Source organism: Haloprofundus salinisoli, assembly GCF_020097815.1.
In the GTDB taxonomy this organism is placed as follows: domain Archaea; phylum Halobacteriota; class Halobacteria; order Halobacteriales; family Haloferacaceae; genus Haloprofundus; species Haloprofundus salinisoli.
This window is the reverse complement of sequence record NZ_CP083663.1, coordinates 2243915-2265468: the sequence shown is the minus strand read 5'-3', so window position 1 is coordinate 2265468 and position 21554 is coordinate 2243915. Positions and strand designations below refer to the sequence as shown.

The following is a 21554-nucleotide window of genomic DNA, read 5'->3' as shown; positions in this document are numbered from 1 at the left end:
ACCTATAGGGTGAAGTCAACATGGGCGATAATGAGCGTTCTCTCCCTTCCTTATCTAACGACATCGATGGGCTCCAGCAGGGAGACAGCCGCCAGCTCCGGTCGAACATCCGTGAACTCTTCGGTGATGCAGTCGCCGATTCCAAGTTTATCGATGTGACAATCACTTCCCCACCATATTCGGATTTGATAGAGTATGATACAGACCGAGATACTCAAGTTGGGTTCGGTGATGCCTACGAGGACTATATTGAAGACCTCCGTACCATATTCCGGCAAACCTACGAGCTGACCAAACTGGACGGGTCACTCTGGGTCATAGTCAACTCCTTCCGTGAGCGCGGTCGATTCGTTGACCTCCCAGGTGACATCGTCCAAATTTGTGAGAATATTCAAGGTATGGAATTGTGTCCTGATTGTGGCACAAAACTCGCTGCTAACCTACACTCCATGAGTCCAACCTGTCATGCCTGTGGCTATGCCACAATTGAAGATTCCTGGAGTCATCACGACACGATCATATGGGACAAGGTGCGAGCGCGCCCCTACGCGAACAAGACGTTCCGCAATGTCTTTGAGTACATCCTCTGTTTCACTAAATCGGACGGCCCAGCATTTGACTTCGACAGCGTTCGTATTGCCGACGAGAGCGAACTAGAACAGTGGTGGGTTGATTGGCCCGAGCGATACAACCCGCGGGGCAAAATCCCCGATAACGTCTGGGAGATGGTTACTCCGACCCAAGGGGGCTGGAATCAAAACTGGCCAGGTCATCCCGCACCATTTCCACCACAATTGGTCGAACGAATTGTACAACTGACAACTGAAGAAGGGGGAATGGTGTTTGACCCTTTCGGCGGTTCCGGCACGACAGTTGCTCAAGCGATGCTCATGGGCCGTCGGGGTCTGGGTTTTGAGATCAGCGATACATATCTCGCGAACTATGGAGACGTTCTGGAGTACCTGCGTAAGCGTTGGCAAGAGCGCCAAGCCAGCAATGAGACACTGGAACTTCAACAGGATCGTCTGGCGCGAACGATATGGGGTCTTCGCCAGCTAGTCTACGCGAAGAAAGCCTCTACACAGCTCCGTACCGAAATACGAGACCGCGATTCATCCATCGATACGATTGCTGACCTCGGGTTGCATTCCATCATCGTAGATTCAGAGATACCTGATCCATCGATGGTCGAGGGCGTCGTCAAGACTATGGAAACTGCCTACACCTATGTCTTCGATCCTGATGTCGATGGCAGTCAGTATCTCGACCGGCTGGAAGCCATGGCCGCCGAAGAGCCTTGGAACGGCTTCAAGATCAATCCGACTATTCGGACTAAATCGCTGTTAAATATCGATTACGGGTCACTCCCAACTTACAATGGAGGGCCCTATATTTACACCAATGGCCAGCACGAACAAGTGGCTAGAGCCCTCTCGGAACAAGCTTGGGGTGATGCCAGGAATGACCCTGAACGGTGGCGCAGCCACACAGCAAGCAACTACTGCCCGGCGCTTGTGAGCAATGTTCTCGTCTACGTTGAGCGAAGCGATTCCGGACCGAAGTTCTCCGAGCAACTCCTTGACAATCCTCCTGCGTCGGACACTGAGTTCGGAACTACTCAGATTCAATCCACAGAGGACCACATCAATACGTCCTTGTCGAATTTTTTCTGAACAGTGATTGCAAACACCTAATGACGGTATTTATGTCATCTATGGTCTGTGTCCTACTGTGACAGGGGAACTTTCATCTCGGGGATGTCTTCGGAACTGTACTCAACGCTGTAGGTGTACTCACCACACTCCAGACACACATTCCCTGGCTGGGGGATATCTACCCCGACAGTGCTGATGATTGGCGGAAAGACATTCCTGCTATCTCTGTGCTCCTCAATAGTCGCCACGAGTTCTATCAGTGGAGCTTGGTCTTTGTACTGGTTATGAGCACCACCGGTGTACAAGTAGCCACGTTGCTTCTCCTTTCGGTCGTTGAACAGCTGGCTGGCCTTAAGAGTCACCCTATCCCCTTCTACGGGCGTCAAATTCACGTTCGAATCGATGCCAAAGGAATTGCATGGTTTTTCATTCATGACCGTATGGACAGTCTCGCTAAATGCAGCCAAGGGTTCGGGGAGATTATGTTCGTCACACAACAGTTCGACCTCCATTTCGATGAACGCCTGCGGATTCGCTGTTGGATCACCAATCGCCGTTGAGTCGTGGAGGATACCTTCGACCCCCAGCTTCCCCACCGGTAGGTCATAGTTTTTACCAAGTGACCGAATGAGTTCCCGACAGAACCGAATTTGACGCAGACCACTGATGGCTCGGGTAAACTCCTTTTGCTTTTTTTGGAGAACCTTATTATTCTCCAATCGTGTAGCCCACTTTTCGGCAATTTCGGTCTCCAACTTGCTGTAGCGCTCTAGGTACGCTTCACTCAGCTCCACACCGATAGCATGCCGGCCCATCGCTTTGGCCTGTGCACAGACCATCCCCGAACCTGCGAATGGATCCAACACAACATCATCAGTTTTCGTCGTCAGATCAAGGATGCGCTCAACGAGTCGCGGTGGGAACGGCGCAGGATGGTCGACCGACGTATCCGCAAACGCTCCCTGTGAGGGTGTCACCATAGACCAGATATTGTCCGGTAGTTTACCTCGGGGATGATACCGCTCCGGGTAGTTCACCCACCACTCTTTGAGGTCTTCCAGGTTCGGATTTCGAATCTTATCTAAGTTGAACTCGAAGGTCTTGGTCTTGCTGAAACACAGAACATATTCGAAGACGTTCCTGAAGCTCCCTTTCGAGCTGTATGGTAGGGCTCGCTTCTTGTCCCAAACTACGATGTCCTGCAATAGCCACCCATCCCCTCCGAGAGGAGCATTACAGTTCGGACAGTATTTTCGTGACCCGTCGGCACTAGACTCAACTGGCACTGTCAGACCCTGGGTTTCACACTTCGGACAGTACGAAGGCGTATTTGCCCCATTGCAGATGTCTATGATGTCGCCAGGTAGGTCGACCATGCGATGGTCCTCTTTGAACGTGTTGACGACAACCCACAGTGTCCCTGTATCATTAGTGACTTGATAGACATCCTCGAAGACGCGTTTAAGATTGGATAGGTATTCATTATATGGCTCATCAATGCCAATCTGGTCCTCCCGAGCTGCCTCGTAGATTTTCCGGTCTGCATACGGTGGTGAGGTAATGGTCACATCGACCGCTCCCTCTACTTCTTCAGCATCGTACTCTGACTCAAGGAGTTGACGAAGGTTAGTAGAGTCACCCAATATCATCGTACTTCCCTGCTCCTGAATCCGCTCTCTGAGCGACTGACTCATGAATATAGTTCTCCTGGATGTTGGGCATCACTCACTCGGTTTCTAATCGTATGCATACACAATCCCTCCCATGCCTTGATCAAAAGCGTTGTGATCAGAACTATCTCCTTCCTAATTGACTATTTTCTATTTTCATTGAGAGTGTATGGCTCGCACCCATTGCTTCACTCTAGTCTCTATTAGCCCAGTAGGTGTTCCAATACCTTCAAATTAGTATGTGCTGTCAGACAATCACGTACATGGATAAGTACGCGAAATGAAATCGAATTCAATAGCATAGTATAGTAAGATGACAGATGAAACGGTTTGGGATTTCACAGAGGGAATGGAGTACCCTTCGACAGAGGTTGAGATTAGATCTGTGGAGGAGACGATTCCTGCCTCTATCGTTGAAGCGGAACAGGACATGTTCCGTGACACCGTCAAGGATCGTGGGATGATGAACATCGGGCCGCGTGTCAAAATGGGATCGCTACGATTCCACCGTATTGGCGGGACAGTCACCACGGTGGAGGACATTGACGCGGATGCGGAGGAGGCCGAGGGGACGCCGTTACAGCCTGCTGACTCTCAATCGACAGAGGATGGTACCCATGTGCTCACAAATAGAGATGTGGCCGGGAGCATTACAGAGTCGGAGGTTGCGTGGAAGTCAGGTACGTCGACGGGAAGTGGGCTCGAACTGGGTATCGGAGTCGGTTTGTTGAGACAAACGACGGATACGAGTATATGAGTTCCCCATCCGGAGTGGAAGTGAAAGCGCAGCATTACTGGGCGTTTCTAGTGGGTATTTTCTGATAAGTTCACTTGCAATACTGGAAATTTCTGAATTTCCCCTGTAGGATAGTGGGCTCGACTCAACAGGGAAGCTTTCACACTGTAGGTTAGTCACGAGCTTTATATCTAGTAGATCTGTAGCTTCCATTACGACGATATGCCCTCCAAAGCAGCATATTACGCCCAAACAAGAATCTGGAAGCCAATCCCAGAAGGGAGCATCGAAGACTGGCTCAAGGAACAGGACTTCGACATCACCCAAGCTGACGTCTACGTTGACCTTGAGCAAAGTGGGGCCGACTCAACCCGAGAATAATTCCTCCACCTCGTCGATTCAGTTGAACGCGGCAAGTACACCGACGTGGTCATGGTAGAAATCAGTTGGATCTCTCGCATCCTCGCAACTAGTGCTGATTTCATTGACTCCGCAGTCGAGACAGGCACTACCATATATCTTCTTGGTGACATGAGCGATGCTATCGATCCAGACAATCCAATGAGCGCGTTCTTCGCTAAGCAGTTCTCTCTGGTACGAGGAAGAGGCAAAGCAGGCACACCGCCGTGCTCTTCGGGGCCGGCGTGAAGCTACACGCCAAGGCAAGTGGACCACTAAACCACCGCTCGGCTTCCGCGTTACTGATGGATACCTTGAACCCGTCATTGAACCACGTGAGAAAGAAGACGGGACGGTGGAAACAAGCTACCTCACGGTTGTCGCCGCCCTCGAACGTATCGACACTGGAGATTCCTAGCGGAGCGTGGCATTGGACTCGGGTCTCAATCGTGTGAGTTTAATGGACATCGACAAGAACGAGGACCAGCGGCGCAGGTACCTTGATGCTAGGGCGAACCACGATCGCGTACAGGAGGCGTGGGACGAAACTGCGCTCTGACTGTCCGGTCGACGCCGTCGTCCCTTCAGCGAACAGCGGTGAATATAGTGTCAGAGCCGTTTCTTCGACTCTCAACAACAAACACCCCCTTTCGCACCGATAAACCGGGTTCTGTGATGGAGACACGTAGCGCCGCTAGGACTGACTATCCGGGACGCGCCATCGTTTCTGGAATTCCCTGAACTCCCACCCGTGGTCGTCCTCAATAACTCCGAGATACGCCTCGTCGGGGTCGAGCCCTTCGATGAAGTTCTCAAGCTCCACCTCCTCAATCGCGTTGAACCGCGCTTGCACATGGGCATCCAGCAGATAGATGATGACCCGACCCGACAGCACCAGGATATCAAAATCGTCGCCACGATCCAACCAAGTGTGGTGAGCGAACCGGTTCCGAACGGTTCGCACGAAATGATGGAGTTTCAAATCTTGATACGTCATCACGCCGTCCTCAAACGCCCAGTCGATGAGCTTCACGAATCGGGTGTAATCTTCGTCTGGGTCATAGTCTGGCCAATGTGCAGTGATGTCGACTTCCTCCTCTAAGGTATGTTCTAGTGCTGACGTTCCTCGGATGAGTGAGGCCTCCACTTCCTGTTCTCCGAACAGTCGTTGTACTTCGAACAGCTCAGCAGTATGCAGAAAGTGCCATCGGTCAAGCTTGCCGCCGGCTTGGCAATATTGGGAGAACATGTTATACAGATTTGAAAGCGCAAGTCGTCGGCCATCTCGTGCCCGAACCAGCCGTATCATCGCCTCCAATTCGGGGCCATCCCCTAGCAGAACCGACTGTCTGTCGAGTGTCTCGAGTTGCTCATCGGCATTTTCCGGAAGATCATCGTCCTCATACAGCACTTGGATTGATTTGACCGTCGCCAACTGCCACTTCGTCAGCTGATCCATTCGAGTATCATGTTTCACCGACGGACAAAAAACCGCTGTTAAGATGGCCCCACGGTGCCGTCGGCACCATTAGGACCGAACGTGATCCCATGACCACTTCTGATACTGCATTATCTTTCTGCCGAGCGTGAGGGCTCGCGGACGCGGCGGGTCCTGCTGGCGCAATAGCCACACGTACGCGAGTGCAATTCCGCTCCATACGACGCCGAACAGCGGTCGCCCTATTGCGAACTCCCTGAGCGCGAGGCAAGCACTGAACCCCGCTCACAACCGCCACGCACCGCCGCATCAACGAAGAACCAACATCGAACACCGCCGCGAACTCTACGAGTCCTCGATTCCTCAATGGTACTAATCCTGATTGCGGTGGGGATTGTCTGGGCGGCTCTCAGTGGTGACGGGTTCTAAGGCGGTTCTGCGTCAATTAGTGGTATTATGTCCGCAATCGGTCCCCGTCCACTCTCGCTATTCGCACTCGCCGTCGGGATGGTGGCTGTCGGCGCGCTCGGACTGGCGGAAATCCTGACTCCCAGACCGGCACTCGCCGTGACCCTCCTCATCGTAGCACTCATTCTGGCGTTCGACCTCGGTCGGACGTCGACCGACATCTGGTAGAGCCGATTCAGGTGGTAACGGTCGATGGACCCTATACAGCCCATTACGGGCTGTCGAGTCCACAAAGTGTTTGACCGCTAACTACTTAACTGATACTGTTCCACTTTAGTCATGGAGATTTCGGAAGGAACAGTAGTAATTGGAAACAATATGTTTTTTCCAGAAATAATTCTTGAACAAATATCGGTTGACGATTGGTTCACCAAACTGAACAAAGCTGTTCTTGATGGTAGTCGGTATGATCCTTATGATGAACTCCCTGAGGAGATTAATCGCACAAATATACTTGGCATTGGAGATATTGATGGCTACTGGCAGTTCTGGGATAATTGTAAACCAAATGAAGTAGAATTCTCGTCAAAAAACCTTCGCCCACTGTATATAAATCCAGAATTCAAAGTAGAGATCAGTAATTCACTCATAGATAAGTATGGTATAGAAGATTACAAGTCCGAATGTGAGATAGTATACTATGCATTTGGCCTATTTTCTATTCGATTGAAGCTTTATTACCGAGTTTCTGAAACCCTTTCCACGACCGAATATATCAAGTTTATAAATGATATTCCATATGAAGTCTCTGTCACAGGGAATTCAATTGAATCCTCAGTGGACCCTTTCTCATATATTCGTGGTACACTAATCGACGAGCTAATAATTGGCGGAAAAAATCATCATGATGATACCCCCTCTTACAGTGATTTATTCTTCATATCTTACGTGTATTCGGGGGAAAACGTCGATGACCCCGCTGTGTCAAAAGTCGTTTCTGGCCAACCAAAAGACCTTGCAGAACATATCCAAGATGAAATAACAAATAGTAATTTTGGCCTTCTTGCAGACGATAAATTGGTTATAACGGACAGAGGTGCATTCATTTATACTCCAGAGTTCTCAGACAATCATATTCAGCAACGACGAAGAAAACGACTACAGATTCTGAATAATATATTGGTCGCTTTAGATGTTTCAAAATATGAACAAAACAGTATGTTCTCCATTCAACGGAAGTTCAGAGAAATACAAGCGTCACTAACGAACCGTCCCAATCGCAAAACATTGATCGGCCATCCAATTGAACACTGGCAACTTGCTGTACTAGACGACTCACTACTTCTCGCCGATAATTTAGAGGAACTCCGCGGAAAGGCTTGTAGGACGCTAGTTCCCGAGAATAGAGATCACATCAAGGAACGGATTGCAGAGATGGCTAATTGGATGATTGAACATGATTCTGAGCTCAAGAAAGCAATTTCGAAAATTGGTGGTTCAATGTTCAGTAAGTTTCTCATGAGTCTCATTTACCATAAATGAGCTAAACGTTACTTGGCGCATCTTCGGCTTGATCACGCTCTAATCATCTTTCACACAATCACGCGTTTGAGAAATCTGCTTATGGTCAGCTATAGCCTGTACTTCATGAAAATCAATCAAATCAATATGGTTAGCATATTGTGTAATTATCGCTCGGCGTAATTCGTGTCCTGAAATTTCGATGAGCGCTTGCGGAATGCACTATCTCATGGCAATCTCTTGAATGACATTTAGTTGTGTCTCCCACAAATCACAGTCTCGACTCGCATCCACACCCCACACCTCCAGATCACGGTCGCACGTGATTGGCCAACAGCGCGCGCGACATCACCCGCGACCGCCGCCACTGCTCGGCTAGAATTACCGGTAAATAATACCTCAAAATGAGGATTCGCACCTTTTTGGGTATAGTCCCGGGCGGATTCCTGGGCCGGCTGTTCAGGTGAAGTGGGTCAGTTGTCGTGACGCGTAAGGCAGTATGGGAGTCCGACTACTTCCACAACCTCCACGTCAGGAGCCTTGACGACGGCCTGTCCCTTTGCAAACTTCGGGATGTCCTTCCGGAAACCGCGCGGGACTGACGGCACATCCTCAACAACTTCGCTGCGGAGCTGGAGGAAGACGTTGGTGTTGACCTGCTTGAGGATGTCTCCGTCGATGTCGCCGGGATTCTGCGTAATCATCAGCAGGCCAAGCTTGTCCTTCCGACCCTGTTTGACGGCCTCGCGGGCCTTCCCTACGATGTAGGCCTCGCGGACGTTCGATGGGTTCGAGAAGTAGTTGTGGGCCTCGTCGACCGCCACGAGCATCGGTGTACGCTTGACTGCGGGGTCGACACCGAAGTCGTCGATCTTGTTCTCGATTATGTACGAGAGGATGGACAACACGACGAGGTACTCCTTCTCCCCCCGAAGGTGGCTCGTAGGGATGATTGTGACTTGTCCCTCGCGGAAGATTTGGTCGGAGATGTTGGGGAACGGGTTCGTGCCTGTGTCGAAGACATCGAAATAATCGCGTTGTTTCGTGCGCCGGCACATCGCGTCCCACGTTCCATCGCCGATACTGTTCCACTGGCGGAGCTGACTGTCCTCGTGTTCATGCTCGTTGAGGAACTGGACGAAGTCCTCGTACGTCGGCTCGGGAATGGGGCGCGTAGTCCAGTCGTTGTTGTCCTTTTCGAAGCAGCTGAAATAGGCGTCGAGACAGCTGGTGATGGCCCCGCGAGTGACGTCCGACATCTGGTTGAATGGCATCAGGAGTTGTGGTTCGTGCTTCGCAACGGAGAACGGGATGGTGAGCTGCTGACTCTCCTCAGTCGAGGGGCTCCGTGTGTGGTCAACATCCGGAACGAACACCTCCAAGTCGTCGACGCCGTCGAACTTGATGTCTTGGTTGCGCAGCCGTTGACGCAGCTCGTCAGTCAGCGTCGGGTTGTCGTCGCGCATTTCCCAGTACTCGTTCTCCGGATCGAAGATGACGACATTGAGCCTGCTACGCTCCACTTCGCCGTCCGAACCTACATCCACGGGATACCGCTTGCCACTGACGAACTGCCTCAGGAGGTTCTTCGTGAAATGGGTCTTGCCGGTGCCAGTCGATCCAGCGACGAGTGCATGCCGGAACACCGCCGGTTCGCCGTCCTCAACCTCGCCGGTGTCGGGATCAATACCGGGGTTTTGGATATAGTATGGGAACGGGTCGCCGTCGATTTCCATCCTGTCACCACCGACCGAGAGGTAACCAGCGAAGATGCCCTCCTGTGGGATGTTGAGCCCGGTACGGAGGTGCTCGTCGTCGCGAGAGAGGCTGACCGGGGTGTTCGGTTTGGGGATACGGTTCACAATGCCCCGCTCCAGTTCCTCACCTCGATCGCGGAGGATCGCTATCGGGTCGAGTTCTGCCACGAGGACGTACTCGGACTCGTCGAGGGTGCGGGCCTTGCTGATGATGTTGTGCGTGTCCGACTTGTCGTCCAGTTCCGTGTACGGCTCATATCGTAGGCCGTCGATGACCGAGAACAGTTCATCGTCGCCGCCGGGGTACGGAATTTCCACGTAGTCGCCTACCCGCACGTCATCGCGCCGACTCGTCGTCACGAAGGTGTTGACGTTGTATTCGTCGCGAGCCACGCGAATCTCCTCGCTCGCGAGTACGTGCCCAACTTCTCCATCTACGGGTGCTGATCCGTTGTTAGGCACGGGAGATTCGGGGATAGAGGTCTCTTCCCGCGACAAGGAGTCATCTTGTCCGTCGGTGTCGTCCGCGTTAATCGACTGGTCGGTTTGTTGTTCGTTGGCGATGGGGTCGTTATTGAGGAGTTCGTCTACGTCGTCTGTCATAGGTCTATATCGTCGGTGAGGTCGCGCCAGCGACCATCCCAGTTATGGTCGTATGCGGCCTCAGTACGCTTGATCATGCCGCGTATTTTCTCTCGATTCTCCTGGCTGATACGGGCGAGTCTGTCGGCTCGGTGGATAGCACGCGGAATGCCACGCCGCTGCGCGATGGCCTTTAGTGCCTTAAGCTGAATCTTCCGGCGCATCTCCTCCTCCCGCACCATCAGGTAAGGCGTCTCGATTCGGAGCAAATCGCCGGTCTTTGGGAGGCGGACAAAGCAGAACGCCCGCCGGTAGTCGTCCGGGCCACCGTGCTGCAAGTCGCCCGACAACGGTTCCAGAAGTTGATAGACATTGTCGGAGATTTTCTGCCCGTCACTGACGAACCACGACGTGTAGGTAAGATAGTCTAAATCCTCGAATCGAAGCACCTCGGAAAGGAACTGGTGGTCTCGAATCCACGGCACCTCCGGCTTCCGCCCATCCTCAACGATGTCGTGTTGATCAAGCTTCTCGTTGAGCGAGGAGACCACCTGCGACATCGTCGATGTCTTGACAATTCCGATTACGGGTTGATTGCGCTCGTACTGTCGGTCGATAACCTCAACGTAGTTGCGGACAATGTCAGCTGGGAGTCCCCACGATCCGGCTGGCGACCTTCCGCCTGCGTAGTCGAGTAGCACCCAGTAGATGATTCCCAACGGCAGGACAGACCCGTCAAGGAACATCGCCCCGTTGACGCTGTTAAGCGAATTGACCGCTTGCTGCCCCTCGCTTAGGCGCTGGGCGACTGCCCCCACCGACTTCGAGATGTTGCGTGGCTCTTCGGTTGACTCGGGGAACCGTACCAACTCGCCCACAACGTACTCCCCCTCGATGGTCTTCCGGTGGAGAGTGGTTTCGGCGTCGTTGAGGTATGTCACGCCAACAATCCGTCCTGACTGTTCGACCGTGCGATTAGCCGAGTCGCCAACGGCGGCAGTCTTTGCGTAGGCGGCGTCGATGACCATCCCGTTGTTGTACTCCATCGGACGGGTCGTGCTAGCGTCGACTCCGTAGTTCCTGCTGCTCCACGGGTCTTCGGCCCACGTTCCTAGCTCATCGATTCGCGTCCGCTGGTAGGTCGGATCGCCTATCGGCTTCACTAAGCCTCCGTCGAGCCCCAGCAACTCGAACAGCCGACGCGCGTGTTCGGACTGTGACTCAAGTTCGCGGGGAACTGCTGCGTCGATCTCGGCGAACAGCTCCCGAACGGTGCCGACAGCTTCGGAGTCCATCTTCAGTCGGCCCCCGCGGAACGCATCGTGACACGGCTGGTGTTCGTCACCTCGTCGATTTCGACGTGGCAAGCGTGGTCGGCGCCATCAATCAGCGTCTCGTCATGGGAGACGACAATAACCTGCGGGACATCCCACTCCCGAATTCGGTCGAGCATCTCCTCAAGTTGGCCGACGTGTCCCTCATCGAGGAAGGTGGTCGGTTCGTCGAGGATGAACGGGGGAAGTCGGCCACGGTCGCCGCCCTCCAGTTCGGCGATGAGTTTGTAGATGCCCGCCCGGAGCGCGAGGTTGACGATCGCCCGCTCCCCGCCACTGGCGTTGCTCGGGTCTTCGGTGGTGCCGTCGTCGCACAGAAGTTGGATTTCATAGTCGTAGCTGTCGCTGCGCTCATCGTAGGTTTCAGAGACAACTACCCGCTGGTAGCTACTGTTCAGGTAGATGTTCTGGAAGATATCGTTCGTGTACTCGTTGATGTACGCGAGGTACTTCTCACGGAGTTCCGACTTGACGTTTTCGTAGACACTGAGGGTGGTGTCGAGTTCGCCGTGAACGGCGTCGGCCCACTCCGCCCGCTGCTCGAACTCCTCGATGCGTTCCTTCAGGTCACGCAAGTTCGACAACTCGTTCTGGAGCGTGTTCCGCTCCTCTCGAAGCTTGAGGGCCTCGGCCTGTAGCTTGTCTCGCGTCTCCTTTCGCTCCTCAATCTTGTCTTCCACCTGTTCAAGCTTGGCCTTCAGTTCCTCGAGATTGGTATCGCCCAGTTGCTCCTTGAGGCCTTCACGCTCCTCTCGAAGGTCTGTGAGCTGTTCGTTGAGCGTCTGGATCATCTCGCGGTGGGCCTCGATGCTCTGCTGCTCGTCAGAAATTTCAGACTGTTTCTCGTCAATCTCGTCGTAGAGGTCGACGATTTCCTCCAGCGTCTCTCTTCGATCTTCGAGGGTGTCGACCTCTGCTTTAGCCTCGCGGAGCGCTGCCTCGCAGTCTTCGACGGTACCCTCTTGCTCGTTGATCTCTGACTGGAGCGATTCAATCCGGTCGCGTGTCTCGGTGATGTCGTCCTCTTTCTCTTCCACTACCGTGCGTAACTGGTCGACTTCCTCCGCTATGTCTTCTACGCGCTCGTGGTGTTCTGCGACCGTCTCGAACTGGTCAACGACAACCTCACCGCGTTCAATCGCTTCTGCCAGCTCGTCACGGTCGGTTTCGAGCTGCTCAATCTCATCCTCGAGGTCAACGATGTCGTCTTCGAGCGTATCAATCTCGTCCTCGTGTGACTCAACCTCCATCTCGAGGTCATCGATGTTCGCTTGGAGATCGTCTCTTTCGTCGCCGAGGCCTTCGAGTTCGTCCTCGGCAGTCTTGACCTCCTCACGGCGGAACTCCACGACGTCGAGGACACCGTCGCGGAGGTCGCCGAGCGCGGCCTTCTCCTGCTGGAGCGTCTCTCGTTCGTCAAGCAGTTCGTCCAACTCCTCGCGGGTTTCTTCGAGAGTGGTCTCTATCTCATCGACCTCAGCCTCGATGTGGTTCTCATCCACAGGCTGCCTGCACCGTGGACACTTGCCCTCCTGGTCGAGTTCGCGTAGCTCTTCGCGCTCGTCGACCAAACTGCTCTCGCGCTCCTCGAGCGCCGAGATGCTGTTGCCGACCTTGTCGAGGCCGTCGTTCAGCGCCTCGATTCGGTCGGGTAGTCGGGTGTCGGCAGCGGCCTGTAGTTCCTCGGCGGACAGCTCGATGTCGTACTCGCCAGCGCATTCGTCCAGTGACGAGAGCCGGTTCTCGAACTCGTCAGTGGCCTCGTCGAGTCGTTGCTCGGCTGCGTCGATGTCGTCCCCAAGCGAGTCGAGTTCTTGTCGCTTCTCCTCGAGGGCGTCCCGAGCATCGTCCACTGCCTCCCGTTCGTCTTCAAGATCACTCTCGCGTTCGGAGAGCGTAGTCTCGCGCTGGGCCAGTTCGGTCTCGATCTCTCCGTGTCGGTCGTCGAGTGTGTCAATCCGCTCCTCCACATGGTCGATTGTCTCGGCGTCGATCTCGTCGCCGAAGTCAACATCAGGTAGGAATTCCACCGCCATCTTGTTTCGCTCGTCGACGGCGTCTTCGAGACCGTCCCCCGCCGCATCGAGGTTGTCCTCGCAGGTGTCGAGTTCCCTCTCGAAGGTATCGCGCTCGTCCTGGAGTTCCTCTAGTTCTTTCTGTGCCTCGTCCAACTCCGCTTCGAGGTCGTCGAGTGCCTCCTTCGCCTGCTCGAGGTCGTTTTTGCGATTTGCCTCCTCGACCGACGTCGCTTGGAGTGCGTCTTGCGTATCATCGAGTGAGGTCTTGGCCGTGTCCACGGTGTCGACATCCATGTCGACCGTAGCGGCGAGTTCGTCAATATCGTCTTCGAGGTCATCAATGACTACACCGAGGTCATCGATGGTGGCCTCGCACTCCTCAATTTGCTGCTGCCTCTCCGTTCGCTTCTCCTTTGTTTCCTTGATCTGGTGCTCCTTCTCGCGCTTCTGCTCGACGGCATCCTCATAGTCGTCTATGTCACCTGCGAGGTTAGCACGTGTGTCTCGCAGGTCATCCAAGTAGTCTTCCACCTTGTTGACCTGCGAGTCGAATCGGTCGATGTCTTTAGTGAGTTCGGTGATTTCATCTTCGAAGTCATCCTCGTCGCGTTTGAAATTCTCACGGAGTTCCTTGCGGCGGCTCTCGGCGTTGTCGCGCTTACGATCCCGCACGCGTCCCGCCCCCCGACGGGCTATCTTCATCGTCTCGATGTAGTCGTCGATCTCGTCGAGTCCAAGAAGACCGTCAATCATTCCCGCCCGGTTGCTTGCGTCGATCAAGCGGTCGATCTCACCCTGCTTGACATAGACTGAGTTGGCGAAGTCATCCTCGTCCATTCCGATGATGCGCCTCACTTCGTCGTGAACGTCTGTGATTCCTGTCACAGGCTCGGACAGCGCCGGTGAAGTGAGCGTCGCGCTGTTCGGTGTACCGGTCGTATAAATTTTCCACTCGACGGTGTACTCCACGTCGCCGACTCCGAAGACGAGCCCGACGGTTCCCTTGGTCTCTCCACGCCGGACAATCTCCTCGAGGTTGAACGAGTTGTTGCCGACGTTCCGAATCTCCGAGAGGAAGAGACCCCCGAACAGGCCCATCAATAGCGATGTCTTTCCCGCTCCGTTGTCGCCGTGGATGAGGATCGTCCCCTCGGGGAACTCGACCGTCTGGTCGGCGTAGCTTCGGATGTTCTGGAGGCGGAGGTGCTGCATCCTCATTCTTGGCCCTCCACTTCTGTCACAGCTTGTCCGTCGAACGCCTCGTCTTGCGCCTCCATGAGGAGTTCCTCCACCTCATTGTCGAACCCAGACCGAGCGACGGAATCGGTACGGATGCGTTCCTCGATCTCCAGCGAAATTTCGCTGAGGTTCTGTTCGCTCAGTTTCTCTTCGATCAAGCGGTCGACGCTCTCTATTTCGCCGCGCGGCCCTTCAGAGAGATCGATGTCGGGCCCTCCACGCTCGTCATCGACGCGACACACAGCGGCGCCGCGGTTGATGACGGCCTTGCGCACGTCGCGGGAGGTGACTGACGTCGATTCCCCGTTGAGTACCACCGAGACGACCTTATCCTCCACGTGGTGGCGGTCAATCACATTTTCGGCGTACGAGTGGTCGTCATCCTCGGCGAACGTGATTCCGATGGTGATGAAGTCCCGAGTGTCCAATTCTCGCTCTCGACGGGTCAACTCACCACCATCGATCTCTAGGAGACTCACCGTCCTGGGCTCTATCTCATCCTTCGCGCATCGCTCCGTCGACCCGGCGTACCAGACCTTCGTCCCGGCTTCGACTGTACCGACGGTCTCGTGGTAGTCTCCGAGTGCAACGGCGTCAAGATCGACGTTGACCCGTTCGAGAACGTCGTCAAGAGGGTGCTCAGCAAATAGTTCCGGCACCGGCGGATCGAGGAGTTGGTGCATACAGAGGATCGTGAACGTGCCTTCTGGTGGTGCTTTGAGTTGGAAGTCCTCGGCGTGCCACGCCGGCTTGGTTACGGCGTCAATGCCATAAAGGACAACCTCATCTGTTGCCTGTGTGGGATGTTTCGTGAGGCGTTCGGCTGCTCCCGTCTTCTCGATTAGGTCGAGGTATTGATCGTCCATCTTCCGCTCGTGGTTTCCGACGATGCCGTAGAACGGAATTCCCGCAGTTTCGAGGCGCTGTAGGATGTCTATACAGCGGTTCAGGTCGGGAAGGCTCGGATCACGCGAGTCGAACAGGTCGCCCGTGTGTATGACCGCGTCGACATCTTGCTCAACGGCATACTCTATGGCTTTCTCGAATGCGTCAGCGAAGTCATCCCGGCGGATATCACTCCCATACTGCCGGTTTCCGAGATGAGTATCGCTGATATGAAGAAGACGGGTTGACATTTCGATTGAATGTACTAATTGCTGTACTGATAAGCTTGAGTATACCATCCTGAAAGTAAAACCGCGATTCCTCGGGCCACTGTTCGCCCAGCCTCTCCATAATCAATAGCCCACAGTTCACGATCTCAGCCCACGGGCACGGTCATTCATACGATGTCGTTGGTGAAGAGAACTCGACCAACTAGTTTTGTATCACCGATAATAGTCCTTCGTGGGTTACCAGCTCTTGATGACGCGTTTTAACGACCTCAGAGTGACCTTTACGCCTGCGAACTATCCGGTTCTCAAGTAGTCGAAAGCCCTCCCACCGGTAGCACCATCTCCTCTGTTAACAACGGCTGTCAGGGTCGGTGAAGACTGAGTGGATTACCGCCCGGGACTGGCTGATGGTTGAGCGGAGGAAGCGGGAGGATCGGCTGGTGTAACGATGGCCTATCAGTCCAGCACTTCTTCCAGAATGATGCAGTTCAATTCCACCGTCGGGTCACCAGCGTAGATACCGGCCAGCTGAGGGACGTGACTCATAGCCTCAAGTACCCGCCCGCGCTGCCGATCGATTCGGAGGCGGCGGTCGACATCCACGGGTACCTTCGTCATCGTTGCCAACCCCGGTGTGTCCGAGTTTTCATCTGCAACGTAGTACATCTGATGCGTGTAGATCTCGTCTCCGTCTTCGGGATGTTTGATGTCGACGTGGAAGGTCGTCGTGCCTTCAGGGCCGGGGATTTCGGGTGTGTGCCTGACGTCGATTTCCCAGTTGGGCGCGTCTTCGGTGCAAATTATTTCATCCAACTTGCTCTCGAAGATGCTCACGATTCCCTGCCCCTCGAACTTGGAAAGCTCCCAGATAGGAGTGAGGGAGTCGTCCTTGGGGTCGATGTCTAGAATTTCGGCAAGTTTCAGTATTTCCTCACGGTCGGAGTCCTCGCCAAGAACGAATTCTTCGAGTTGGGCGATCATCTCCTCGGTGATCTCCGCGTCCTCAGCATCGAGACCCCCGTCAATTCCGGTACCAGATGGTTCAGAATCACCAGTCTTGAGCAGCCCCACATCATACATCGCCCACTGTAGTTGCGATGGGATACGCGGGCCGCGCTCCCTATTGACGATTCCGGGGTCGTAGTCTAGACTGTCGAAGAGTCGCCTACCGAGGTCGGTTGCCCGCATAGTATAGTTGCCGTCACTGGAGCCACCGCGGAGGAAGTAGCCTGACTTGGTGTTTGAGGCGGCGTACTCGTAGAGACGTGCCATCTGTTGTCTGACACTTCACACAACCATACGTCACAGTGTCGATTCACACCTACGCATCACAGTCACGTGTAGTAGGCACACACCTAACTAACAGCTACAGCATGCATCGAAGTCTGTCTAGTGTGCGCTCAGAGGAAACTACCATACTGGCGGAACTTGGTGCAGTTATTCAGTTTTGGGATAGAAGATGTGATCGTAGTCGTGATACGTTAATTGGTGAATGTCGTTCAATGCGCCTGCGATCTCCTTCGTCACCTCTGCTGGCTCAAATAGTCCGTCTCCTTCATCTTTGGTCGGCAACTCATCAGTACTCCAGGTTCGGGTGAGTAGCAATCGCCGCCCCCACTCAGAATCATCATAGGAGGAATCTCCGAGCTCCTCAAGGAAGGGCTCAAGGTCGTCAGTGAGGCCTAATCTGTCTGTCAGACTGTAGCTGGTTGTGTATGGCTGAAGTTGGTTCTCTCGAATAATCTCGAGAACCAAGTCTCTCTGTTCATGCAGAATCTTCCGGAAGACATCGTCTTCGACCTTACCAGTGGCTGTAGTCATCATATAGCCAGCTCTGATGGTGCCAGTTCTCGAATTAAAATCCAAAATCAGATAGTTTTCGTGGGATTGTCTGGTGGCACGTTCCGGGGTGTTACCCTGAGGGACATAACTGAACCACAGGTTTCTCGGCATATTCTCCCAACTCTTCGTTGGGAATGTTTTCCGGCCCGATGAAATCCCTCCAGATACACCACGTCTAAAGAACCGCCAGAAGCGAACTTCATCAGTGAGATAGCTCTCAACGTCTTTTCTGAACAAATTGATTTCACTGTAGTACTGCTTTCGTACCTGATACGCCTGTTGCAACTGTCCTGACAATGATTGTAAATCCTTCATGAGAGTGAACCCTCCAAACGGAGCAAACCCGTTATCCTCGAATATCTGCTCCAACATCGCCATTACACTCCGGTCTGTACTGTTTACCACCCTCAAATCAACATTGAGTAACGCCGAAGCAAGGTCTCGCCAACTGCACCACAGAAAGTCGTCCCGTGGTATACCGGTTCGAGCCTTGATATTTCGAGGTCGCTGACTGTCATCTGTGATGTGCCATAGTCTAAGGGATTCTGAGTTCCAGCCCTCAATGAGATCTGCATACTCATCGGAGAGTTGGCTCGGCCTAGTATGATCACCGAGCTTGGCCTCAACCATGACGGTGAGATTCCGTCCGTCTTCGATGATAACGTCGGGCTCTCGCCTATCTACGGTCACGTGAAATGTGAATTCAGGCTCTGACTGTACATTGATACCCAATGCTGCTTGCTTGAATATCTCGTTGAGCGCCTCCGTGCTCAGTAGCTCAAGACAGCCGAAGACGGCCTTTGTGAGGTCGTCTTCCTTCGAGACGTCTATGAACTCATTTACAAGCTCAAATTGAGTCATTTCCCATCTTCCAGAGTAGTCATCAAATCCTGGAAGTATAACTTCGATGGCGGCTTCATAGTGCCAAGTGGAGATGGAATTTTGAGTATTGGATCTTGGCAGCGAGATGATTCCGTGAGTCAAGTCGGTCTATGTTGGTTTGAAACGATCCGATCCATTTTTCTGATTAACGGCCAGTCTACTTTTCTGGAATCTTTGCAACTCGAGAGAGTGCAACCTTTGGTAGAACTTCGTCTAGGCTACTATTCCCGTCGAAATTATGTTTCTTTGTGCAGTCCTCGCAGAATCCGATTTTTAACGACCAGGCCTTCCCAGCCTCTCTCTTTGTCTTGTCACTCCCTTTCATCTTCCGCGCTTGATCGGATGATACCATCCTCTCGATTCCTTCTTTTGGCCCAGAGGGCACCGGTTTCTCAAGTAATCCTTTTCCGCAAATTCCACACTCAATCGGTTCGTTTTCTCGCATGACGCCCTGAGATTCAGGATGCTTCATTGTGAAGTTGCCCCTCTACATCAATTAACAGTAGATAACGAAGTCTGGTTTGCACGCAACTAGAGAATTGACCAGTGGATATGATGGTTCACAACTACCATCTTTCGTCTGTATGTGTTGCTTCTTTACATCGGGTCACAAATTCGTTGCAGGCAGCTTTGAACTGTTGAAGATTACCGTCAAGTGCGATGATTTCGATCGATGCTGTGTTCCCGTCAAGATTCCCCTCAAGTCTGGAGAATGCTTCTTGGTACTCTTCGTAAGCCTCTCGCGACCATGCGACATCTGAAGATTCACCCTCCTCATCGGGAAGAGGGTTGCTCGCCTGCCATATCTGGAGATTTGTATTAATATTGGCTGAAAACACTCCAGGATTCCCACCAGCATGCCCTTGATGTTCATCTACCAGTAGTTTGAACGAGGCATTCTGTGCCCTGTTGATCTGGACATTTCCTTGTTCTTGAGCAAAATCATACAGCTCACGATATGCCTCAGCCAGTTTCGACGTCACTTTGCCTTGCTGTAGTTTGGAATCAATGTCTGCGAAAAACTCCTCTTCGTTCTCGATTGCCCCATCGTAGCGCGAGGTTTTCTTTGTTCCACGCGCTTCCTCTGTTTGACCGTAGAGCCTAGGAACAAATGCTTTCATACCCTCCCCTTTGTACTGGGCAACCTCTACCGCGAAAACCTCGGCGTCTGAGAAGCCTTCATTGAGAAATTCAACGACACGCTTGAGCTCACTCGGGATCTGGTCTGCAACAAAAAGGATGCGAACACGTTTTGCTCGAAGATTCGACTGTGCTTGTTCCCAGAACTGGCTCGGAGAGTCGTCAACGAGCAGTTCACCAAGAACTTGATCAGGATCATGGCCCTGTTGCTCCCAAGTTTGACCAAAGTGTGTTTCCAGGGTGTCGGCATCCCAGTGGATGCAAGCATGTGATATGTAGTCAAGGGCTTGTCCAACCACTTCTCGACGAATTCTGGTGTCTGAGGCGCGCTTCACTTCAACAAGTGTCGGAATGGCATCTTGGTCAATAAATAGATGGTCAGCTGACCAACGGCCACCACCGCCCTCGTGATCCGGAATACCGGCTTCTCGAGCAATAAGTGCCCAGTTTCGGGGGGTCTCTGGGTTCATTTGATTACCAGCAAGAAGCCGGGGGAATTCAGCAAGGCGTTCTTGGAGGACGTCTTCTTCTGGATAAGAATGTTCAGTCATTTCGACGAGTTCGCCATCTTGTTCGAGGTAGATTCCACCATCCATCTTGTTCATCTCGCTACTACCACTCAGGACACAAATATTCGCGGGGCGATATGTGCTGCTACACAAGAATCGAGCTGCTATGGGAGTGGATAGTCCGATAGAACAGCGGGGAGTGAATTCAGTCAGTCGAATTAGTCACCAAAGGCCTCTCGATATACTTGAAGCCGACGTCGAGCGATCTCGTATGAATTTGCGATACCAGCATAGGCATTTGCCCAGAACACTTGCCAAATTACAAGAAACCTCCTCCAACCGTGTGCAAGAATTATCCCGGTCTCAGCTATTGCCAACCCTGTGAAAGCAAGCAATCGAAGTGCCTCGTCAATCGCTTGAATGTATCCTTCTCCATAAAGCCGGCTGAAAACACCTCCATGCTGGTAATTAGCCCATGCTCGGAGCATCAATAACGCGTCATAGAAGGTGTTTAGACCACCCTCGTTTGTCCAGTCAAATTCTTCGAGTTGACCATAGAGATTCTCCAGAGAATCTCGCGCATTCTGCTGGAGGATATCCTCTTGCCGGTCGAAATTCTGATCAGGGATTGGGAATGGTACTGTCCAGTCGAACCAGTTCGAAGAGTCGGAACCAGTCGTTGCTTGAGGGAAGAACATAAACGGGTAGGCATACAACGAATTCCCGAGTTGCGGCATCATTTCACGTCTATGCTTCTTCCACATCCGGACATGAGACCCACCAGAATCGTTTGATCTAATCTCATCAAAATTAGCGTGCATTAACGCACTTTGGGCCTTAAAAATCGCGTAGTAACACTGTGCAATTCTCCACTCTGTCGTCCTCATGCGATCCTCTCCAACGCCTTCAACAGGATCATTCAACGCAAATTCATCACGCCAAGCATTCGTGATGTTTCGAGCAATCTCATCATGCTTCTCCTGTGGGATACTATCTCGAAAGAATGATTCTATTGTGATTCTGTTATTTTTGGCATTTTGAACAACATGATAGAGAACATGATTTTGGATATCTTCGAGATTTGTTCCCCAAGTACCGGAATTACAACGAATGCGAGAGAGATCAAGTCCGAATTCGCTCCTGGAGGCACTGGGCCGCCCGAACCGGTCTTCTACTCGTGGATGATAGTCATGCCGATCCCATTCATAAGCAAGCTCGTATCCTTTATTCACGGATCGGAAGAACTCACCGACTGGGGCACCCTGCTGCATGAAATCGTTCGATGAATACGGCATCAGTTATCTTCCTC

At 52.9% G+C, this 21554-nt stretch carries 15 protein-coding genes; 4 read left to right on the top strand and 11 right to left on the bottom strand.

Going from position 1 to position 21554, the window contains the following annotated elements; translation table 11 throughout:
* Positions 1 to 20: 20 nt before the first annotated feature.
* A complete protein-coding gene (locus tag LAQ73_RS12015; RefSeq protein WP_224268519.1) occupies positions 21 to 1673 on the top strand; it encodes a DNA-methyltransferase in 1653 nt (550 codons plus the stop codon).
* Between the two features lie 53 nt (positions 1674 to 1726).
* On the opposite strand, the gene LAQ73_RS12010 is transcribed toward LAQ73_RS12015, so the two are convergent.
* Positions 1727 to 3349, bottom strand: a complete 1623-nt coding sequence (locus LAQ73_RS12010) for a DNA-methyltransferase (RefSeq protein ID WP_224268518.1) — start codon at positions 3347 to 3349, stop codon at positions 1727 to 1729.
* 289 nt (positions 3350 to 3638) lie between these two features.
* Between LAQ73_RS12010 and LAQ73_RS12005 the strand changes: the two genes are divergently transcribed.
* Positions 3639 to 4082 (top strand): hypothetical protein, encoded by a 444-nt coding sequence (locus LAQ73_RS12005; protein ID WP_224268517.1) that lies wholly within the window; start codon positions 3639 to 3641, stop codon positions 4080 to 4082.
* Between the two features lie 1072 nt (positions 4083 to 5154).
* On the opposite strand, the gene LAQ73_RS12000 is transcribed toward LAQ73_RS12005, so the two are convergent.
* Complete coding sequence (locus LAQ73_RS12000) at positions 5155 to 5919, bottom strand: hypothetical protein (protein WP_224268516.1); 765 nt, start codon at positions 5917 to 5919, stop codon at positions 5155 to 5157.
* Between the two features lie 435 nt (positions 5920 to 6354).
* Between LAQ73_RS12000 and LAQ73_RS11995 the strand changes: the two genes are divergently transcribed.
* Complete coding sequence (locus LAQ73_RS11995) at positions 6355 to 6534, top strand: hypothetical protein (protein ID WP_224268515.1); 180 nt, start codon at positions 6355 to 6357, stop codon at positions 6532 to 6534.
* A gap of 111 nt (positions 6535 to 6645) precedes the next feature.
* The gene (locus LAQ73_RS11990) at positions 6646 to 7848 is read left to right on the top strand and encodes a hypothetical protein (protein ID WP_224268514.1); all 1203 of its coding nucleotides are present in this window, start codon (positions 6646 to 6648) and stop codon (positions 7846 to 7848) included.
* Between the two features lie 452 nt (positions 7849 to 8300).
* Here the strand turns inward: LAQ73_RS11990 and LAQ73_RS11985 are convergent, their stop codons facing one another.
* The 9 genes from LAQ73_RS11985 to LAQ73_RS11945 all read right to left on the bottom strand — a co-directional run bounded on the left by LAQ73_RS11985 (position 8301) and on the right by LAQ73_RS11945 (position 21540).
* Positions 8301 to 10187, bottom strand: coding sequence for an ATP-binding protein (locus LAQ73_RS11985; protein WP_224268513.1), 1887 nt, complete (start codon positions 10185 to 10187; stop codon positions 8301 to 8303).
* Entirely contained in the window at positions 10184 to 11461 is a 1278-nt protein-coding gene (locus LAQ73_RS11980; RefSeq protein WP_224268512.1) for a DNA double-strand break repair nuclease NurA, read from the bottom strand. Before LAQ73_RS11980 ends, LAQ73_RS11985 begins: the two co-directional genes overlap by 4 nt.
* A 2-nt stretch (positions 11462 to 11463) precedes the next feature.
* Positions 11464 to 14736: an AAA family ATPase gene (locus tag LAQ73_RS11975; RefSeq protein WP_224268511.1), complete on the bottom strand. Its 3273-nt coding sequence runs from the start codon at positions 14734 to 14736 to the stop codon at positions 11464 to 11466.
* Positions 14733 to 15893 (bottom strand): metallophosphoesterase family protein, encoded by a 1161-nt coding sequence (locus LAQ73_RS11970; protein ID WP_224268510.1) that lies wholly within the window; start codon positions 15891 to 15893, stop codon positions 14733 to 14735. The genes LAQ73_RS11975 and LAQ73_RS11970 overlap by 4 nt, the downstream gene beginning before the upstream one ends.
* 435 nt (positions 15894 to 16328) lie before the next feature.
* Complete coding sequence (locus LAQ73_RS11965; RefSeq protein WP_224268509.1) at positions 16329 to 17144, bottom strand: hypothetical protein; 816 nt, start codon at positions 17142 to 17144, stop codon at positions 16329 to 16331.
* Positions 17145 to 17309: 165 nt separating this feature from the next.
* Positions 17310 to 18698 carry a hypothetical protein gene (locus tag LAQ73_RS11960; protein ID WP_224268508.1) on the bottom strand — a complete coding sequence of 463 codons (1389 nt, stop codon included), beginning with the start codon at positions 18696 to 18698 and terminating at the stop codon, positions 17310 to 17312.
* A gap of 55 nt (positions 18699 to 18753) precedes the next feature.
* Entirely contained in the window at positions 18754 to 19068 is a 315-nt protein-coding gene (locus tag LAQ73_RS11955; RefSeq protein WP_224268507.1) for a hypothetical protein, read from the bottom strand.
* 94 nt (positions 19069 to 19162) lie between these two features.
* Positions 19163 to 20341, bottom strand: a complete 1179-nt coding sequence (locus tag LAQ73_RS11950) for an HAD family hydrolase (protein ID WP_224268506.1) — start codon at positions 20339 to 20341, stop codon at positions 19163 to 19165.
* A 122-nt stretch (positions 20342 to 20463) separates the two neighbouring features.
* Positions 20464 to 21540 carry a hypothetical protein gene (locus LAQ73_RS11945; protein ID WP_224268505.1) on the bottom strand — a complete coding sequence of 359 codons (1077 nt, stop codon included), beginning with the start codon at positions 21538 to 21540 and terminating at the stop codon, positions 20464 to 20466.
* Positions 21541 to 21554: the final 14 nt, after the last annotated feature.

What these genes read in the sequence shown, in the direction of transcription:
- LAQ73_RS11965 (WP_224268509.1), bottom strand. Translation starts at nt 17,144, where the DNA reads ATGGCACGTCTCTACGAGTACGCCGCCTCAAACACCAAGTCAGGCTAC.
- LAQ73_RS12015 (WP_224268519.1), top strand. Translation starts at nt 21, where the DNA reads ATGGGCGATAATGAGCGTTCTCTCCCTTCCTTATCTAACGACATCGAT.
- LAQ73_RS11975 (WP_224268511.1), bottom strand. Translation starts at nt 14,736, where the DNA reads ATGAGGATGCAGCACCTCCGCCTCCAGAACATCCGAAGCTACGCCGAC.
- LAQ73_RS11995 (WP_224268515.1), top strand. Translation starts at nt 6,355, where the DNA reads ATGTCCGCAATCGGTCCCCGTCCACTCTCGCTATTCGCACTCGCCGTC.
- LAQ73_RS12010 (WP_224268518.1), bottom strand. Translation starts at nt 3,349, where the DNA reads ATGAGTCAGTCGCTCAGAGAGCGGATTCAGGAGCAGGGAAGTACGATG.
- LAQ73_RS11990 (WP_224268514.1), top strand. Translation starts at nt 6,646, where the DNA reads ATGGAGATTTCGGAAGGAACAGTAGTAATTGGAAACAATATGTTTTTT.
- LAQ73_RS12000 (WP_224268516.1), bottom strand. Translation starts at nt 5,919, where the DNA reads ATGGATCAGCTGACGAAGTGGCAGTTGGCGACGGTCAAATCAATCCAA.
- LAQ73_RS11945 (WP_224268505.1), bottom strand. Translation starts at nt 21,540, where the DNA reads ATGCCGTATTCATCGAACGATTTCATGCAGCAGGGTGCCCCAGTCGGT.
- LAQ73_RS11950 (WP_224268506.1), bottom strand. Translation starts at nt 20,341, where the DNA reads ATGAACAAGATGGATGGTGGAATCTACCTCGAACAAGATGGCGAACTC.
- LAQ73_RS12005 (WP_224268517.1), top strand. Translation starts at nt 3,639, where the DNA reads ATGACAGATGAAACGGTTTGGGATTTCACAGAGGGAATGGAGTACCCT.
- LAQ73_RS11980 (WP_224268512.1), bottom strand. Translation starts at nt 11,461, where the DNA reads ATGGACTCCGAAGCTGTCGGCACCGTTCGGGAGCTGTTCGCCGAGATC.
- LAQ73_RS11985 (WP_224268513.1), bottom strand. Translation starts at nt 10,187, where the DNA reads ATGACAGACGACGTAGACGAACTCCTCAATAACGACCCCATCGCCAAC.
- LAQ73_RS11970 (WP_224268510.1), bottom strand. Translation starts at nt 15,893, where the DNA reads ATGTCAACCCGTCTTCTTCATATCAGCGATACTCATCTCGGAAACCGG.
- LAQ73_RS11955 (WP_224268507.1), bottom strand. Translation starts at nt 19,068, where the DNA reads ATGAAGCATCCTGAATCTCAGGGCGTCATGCGAGAAAACGAACCGATT.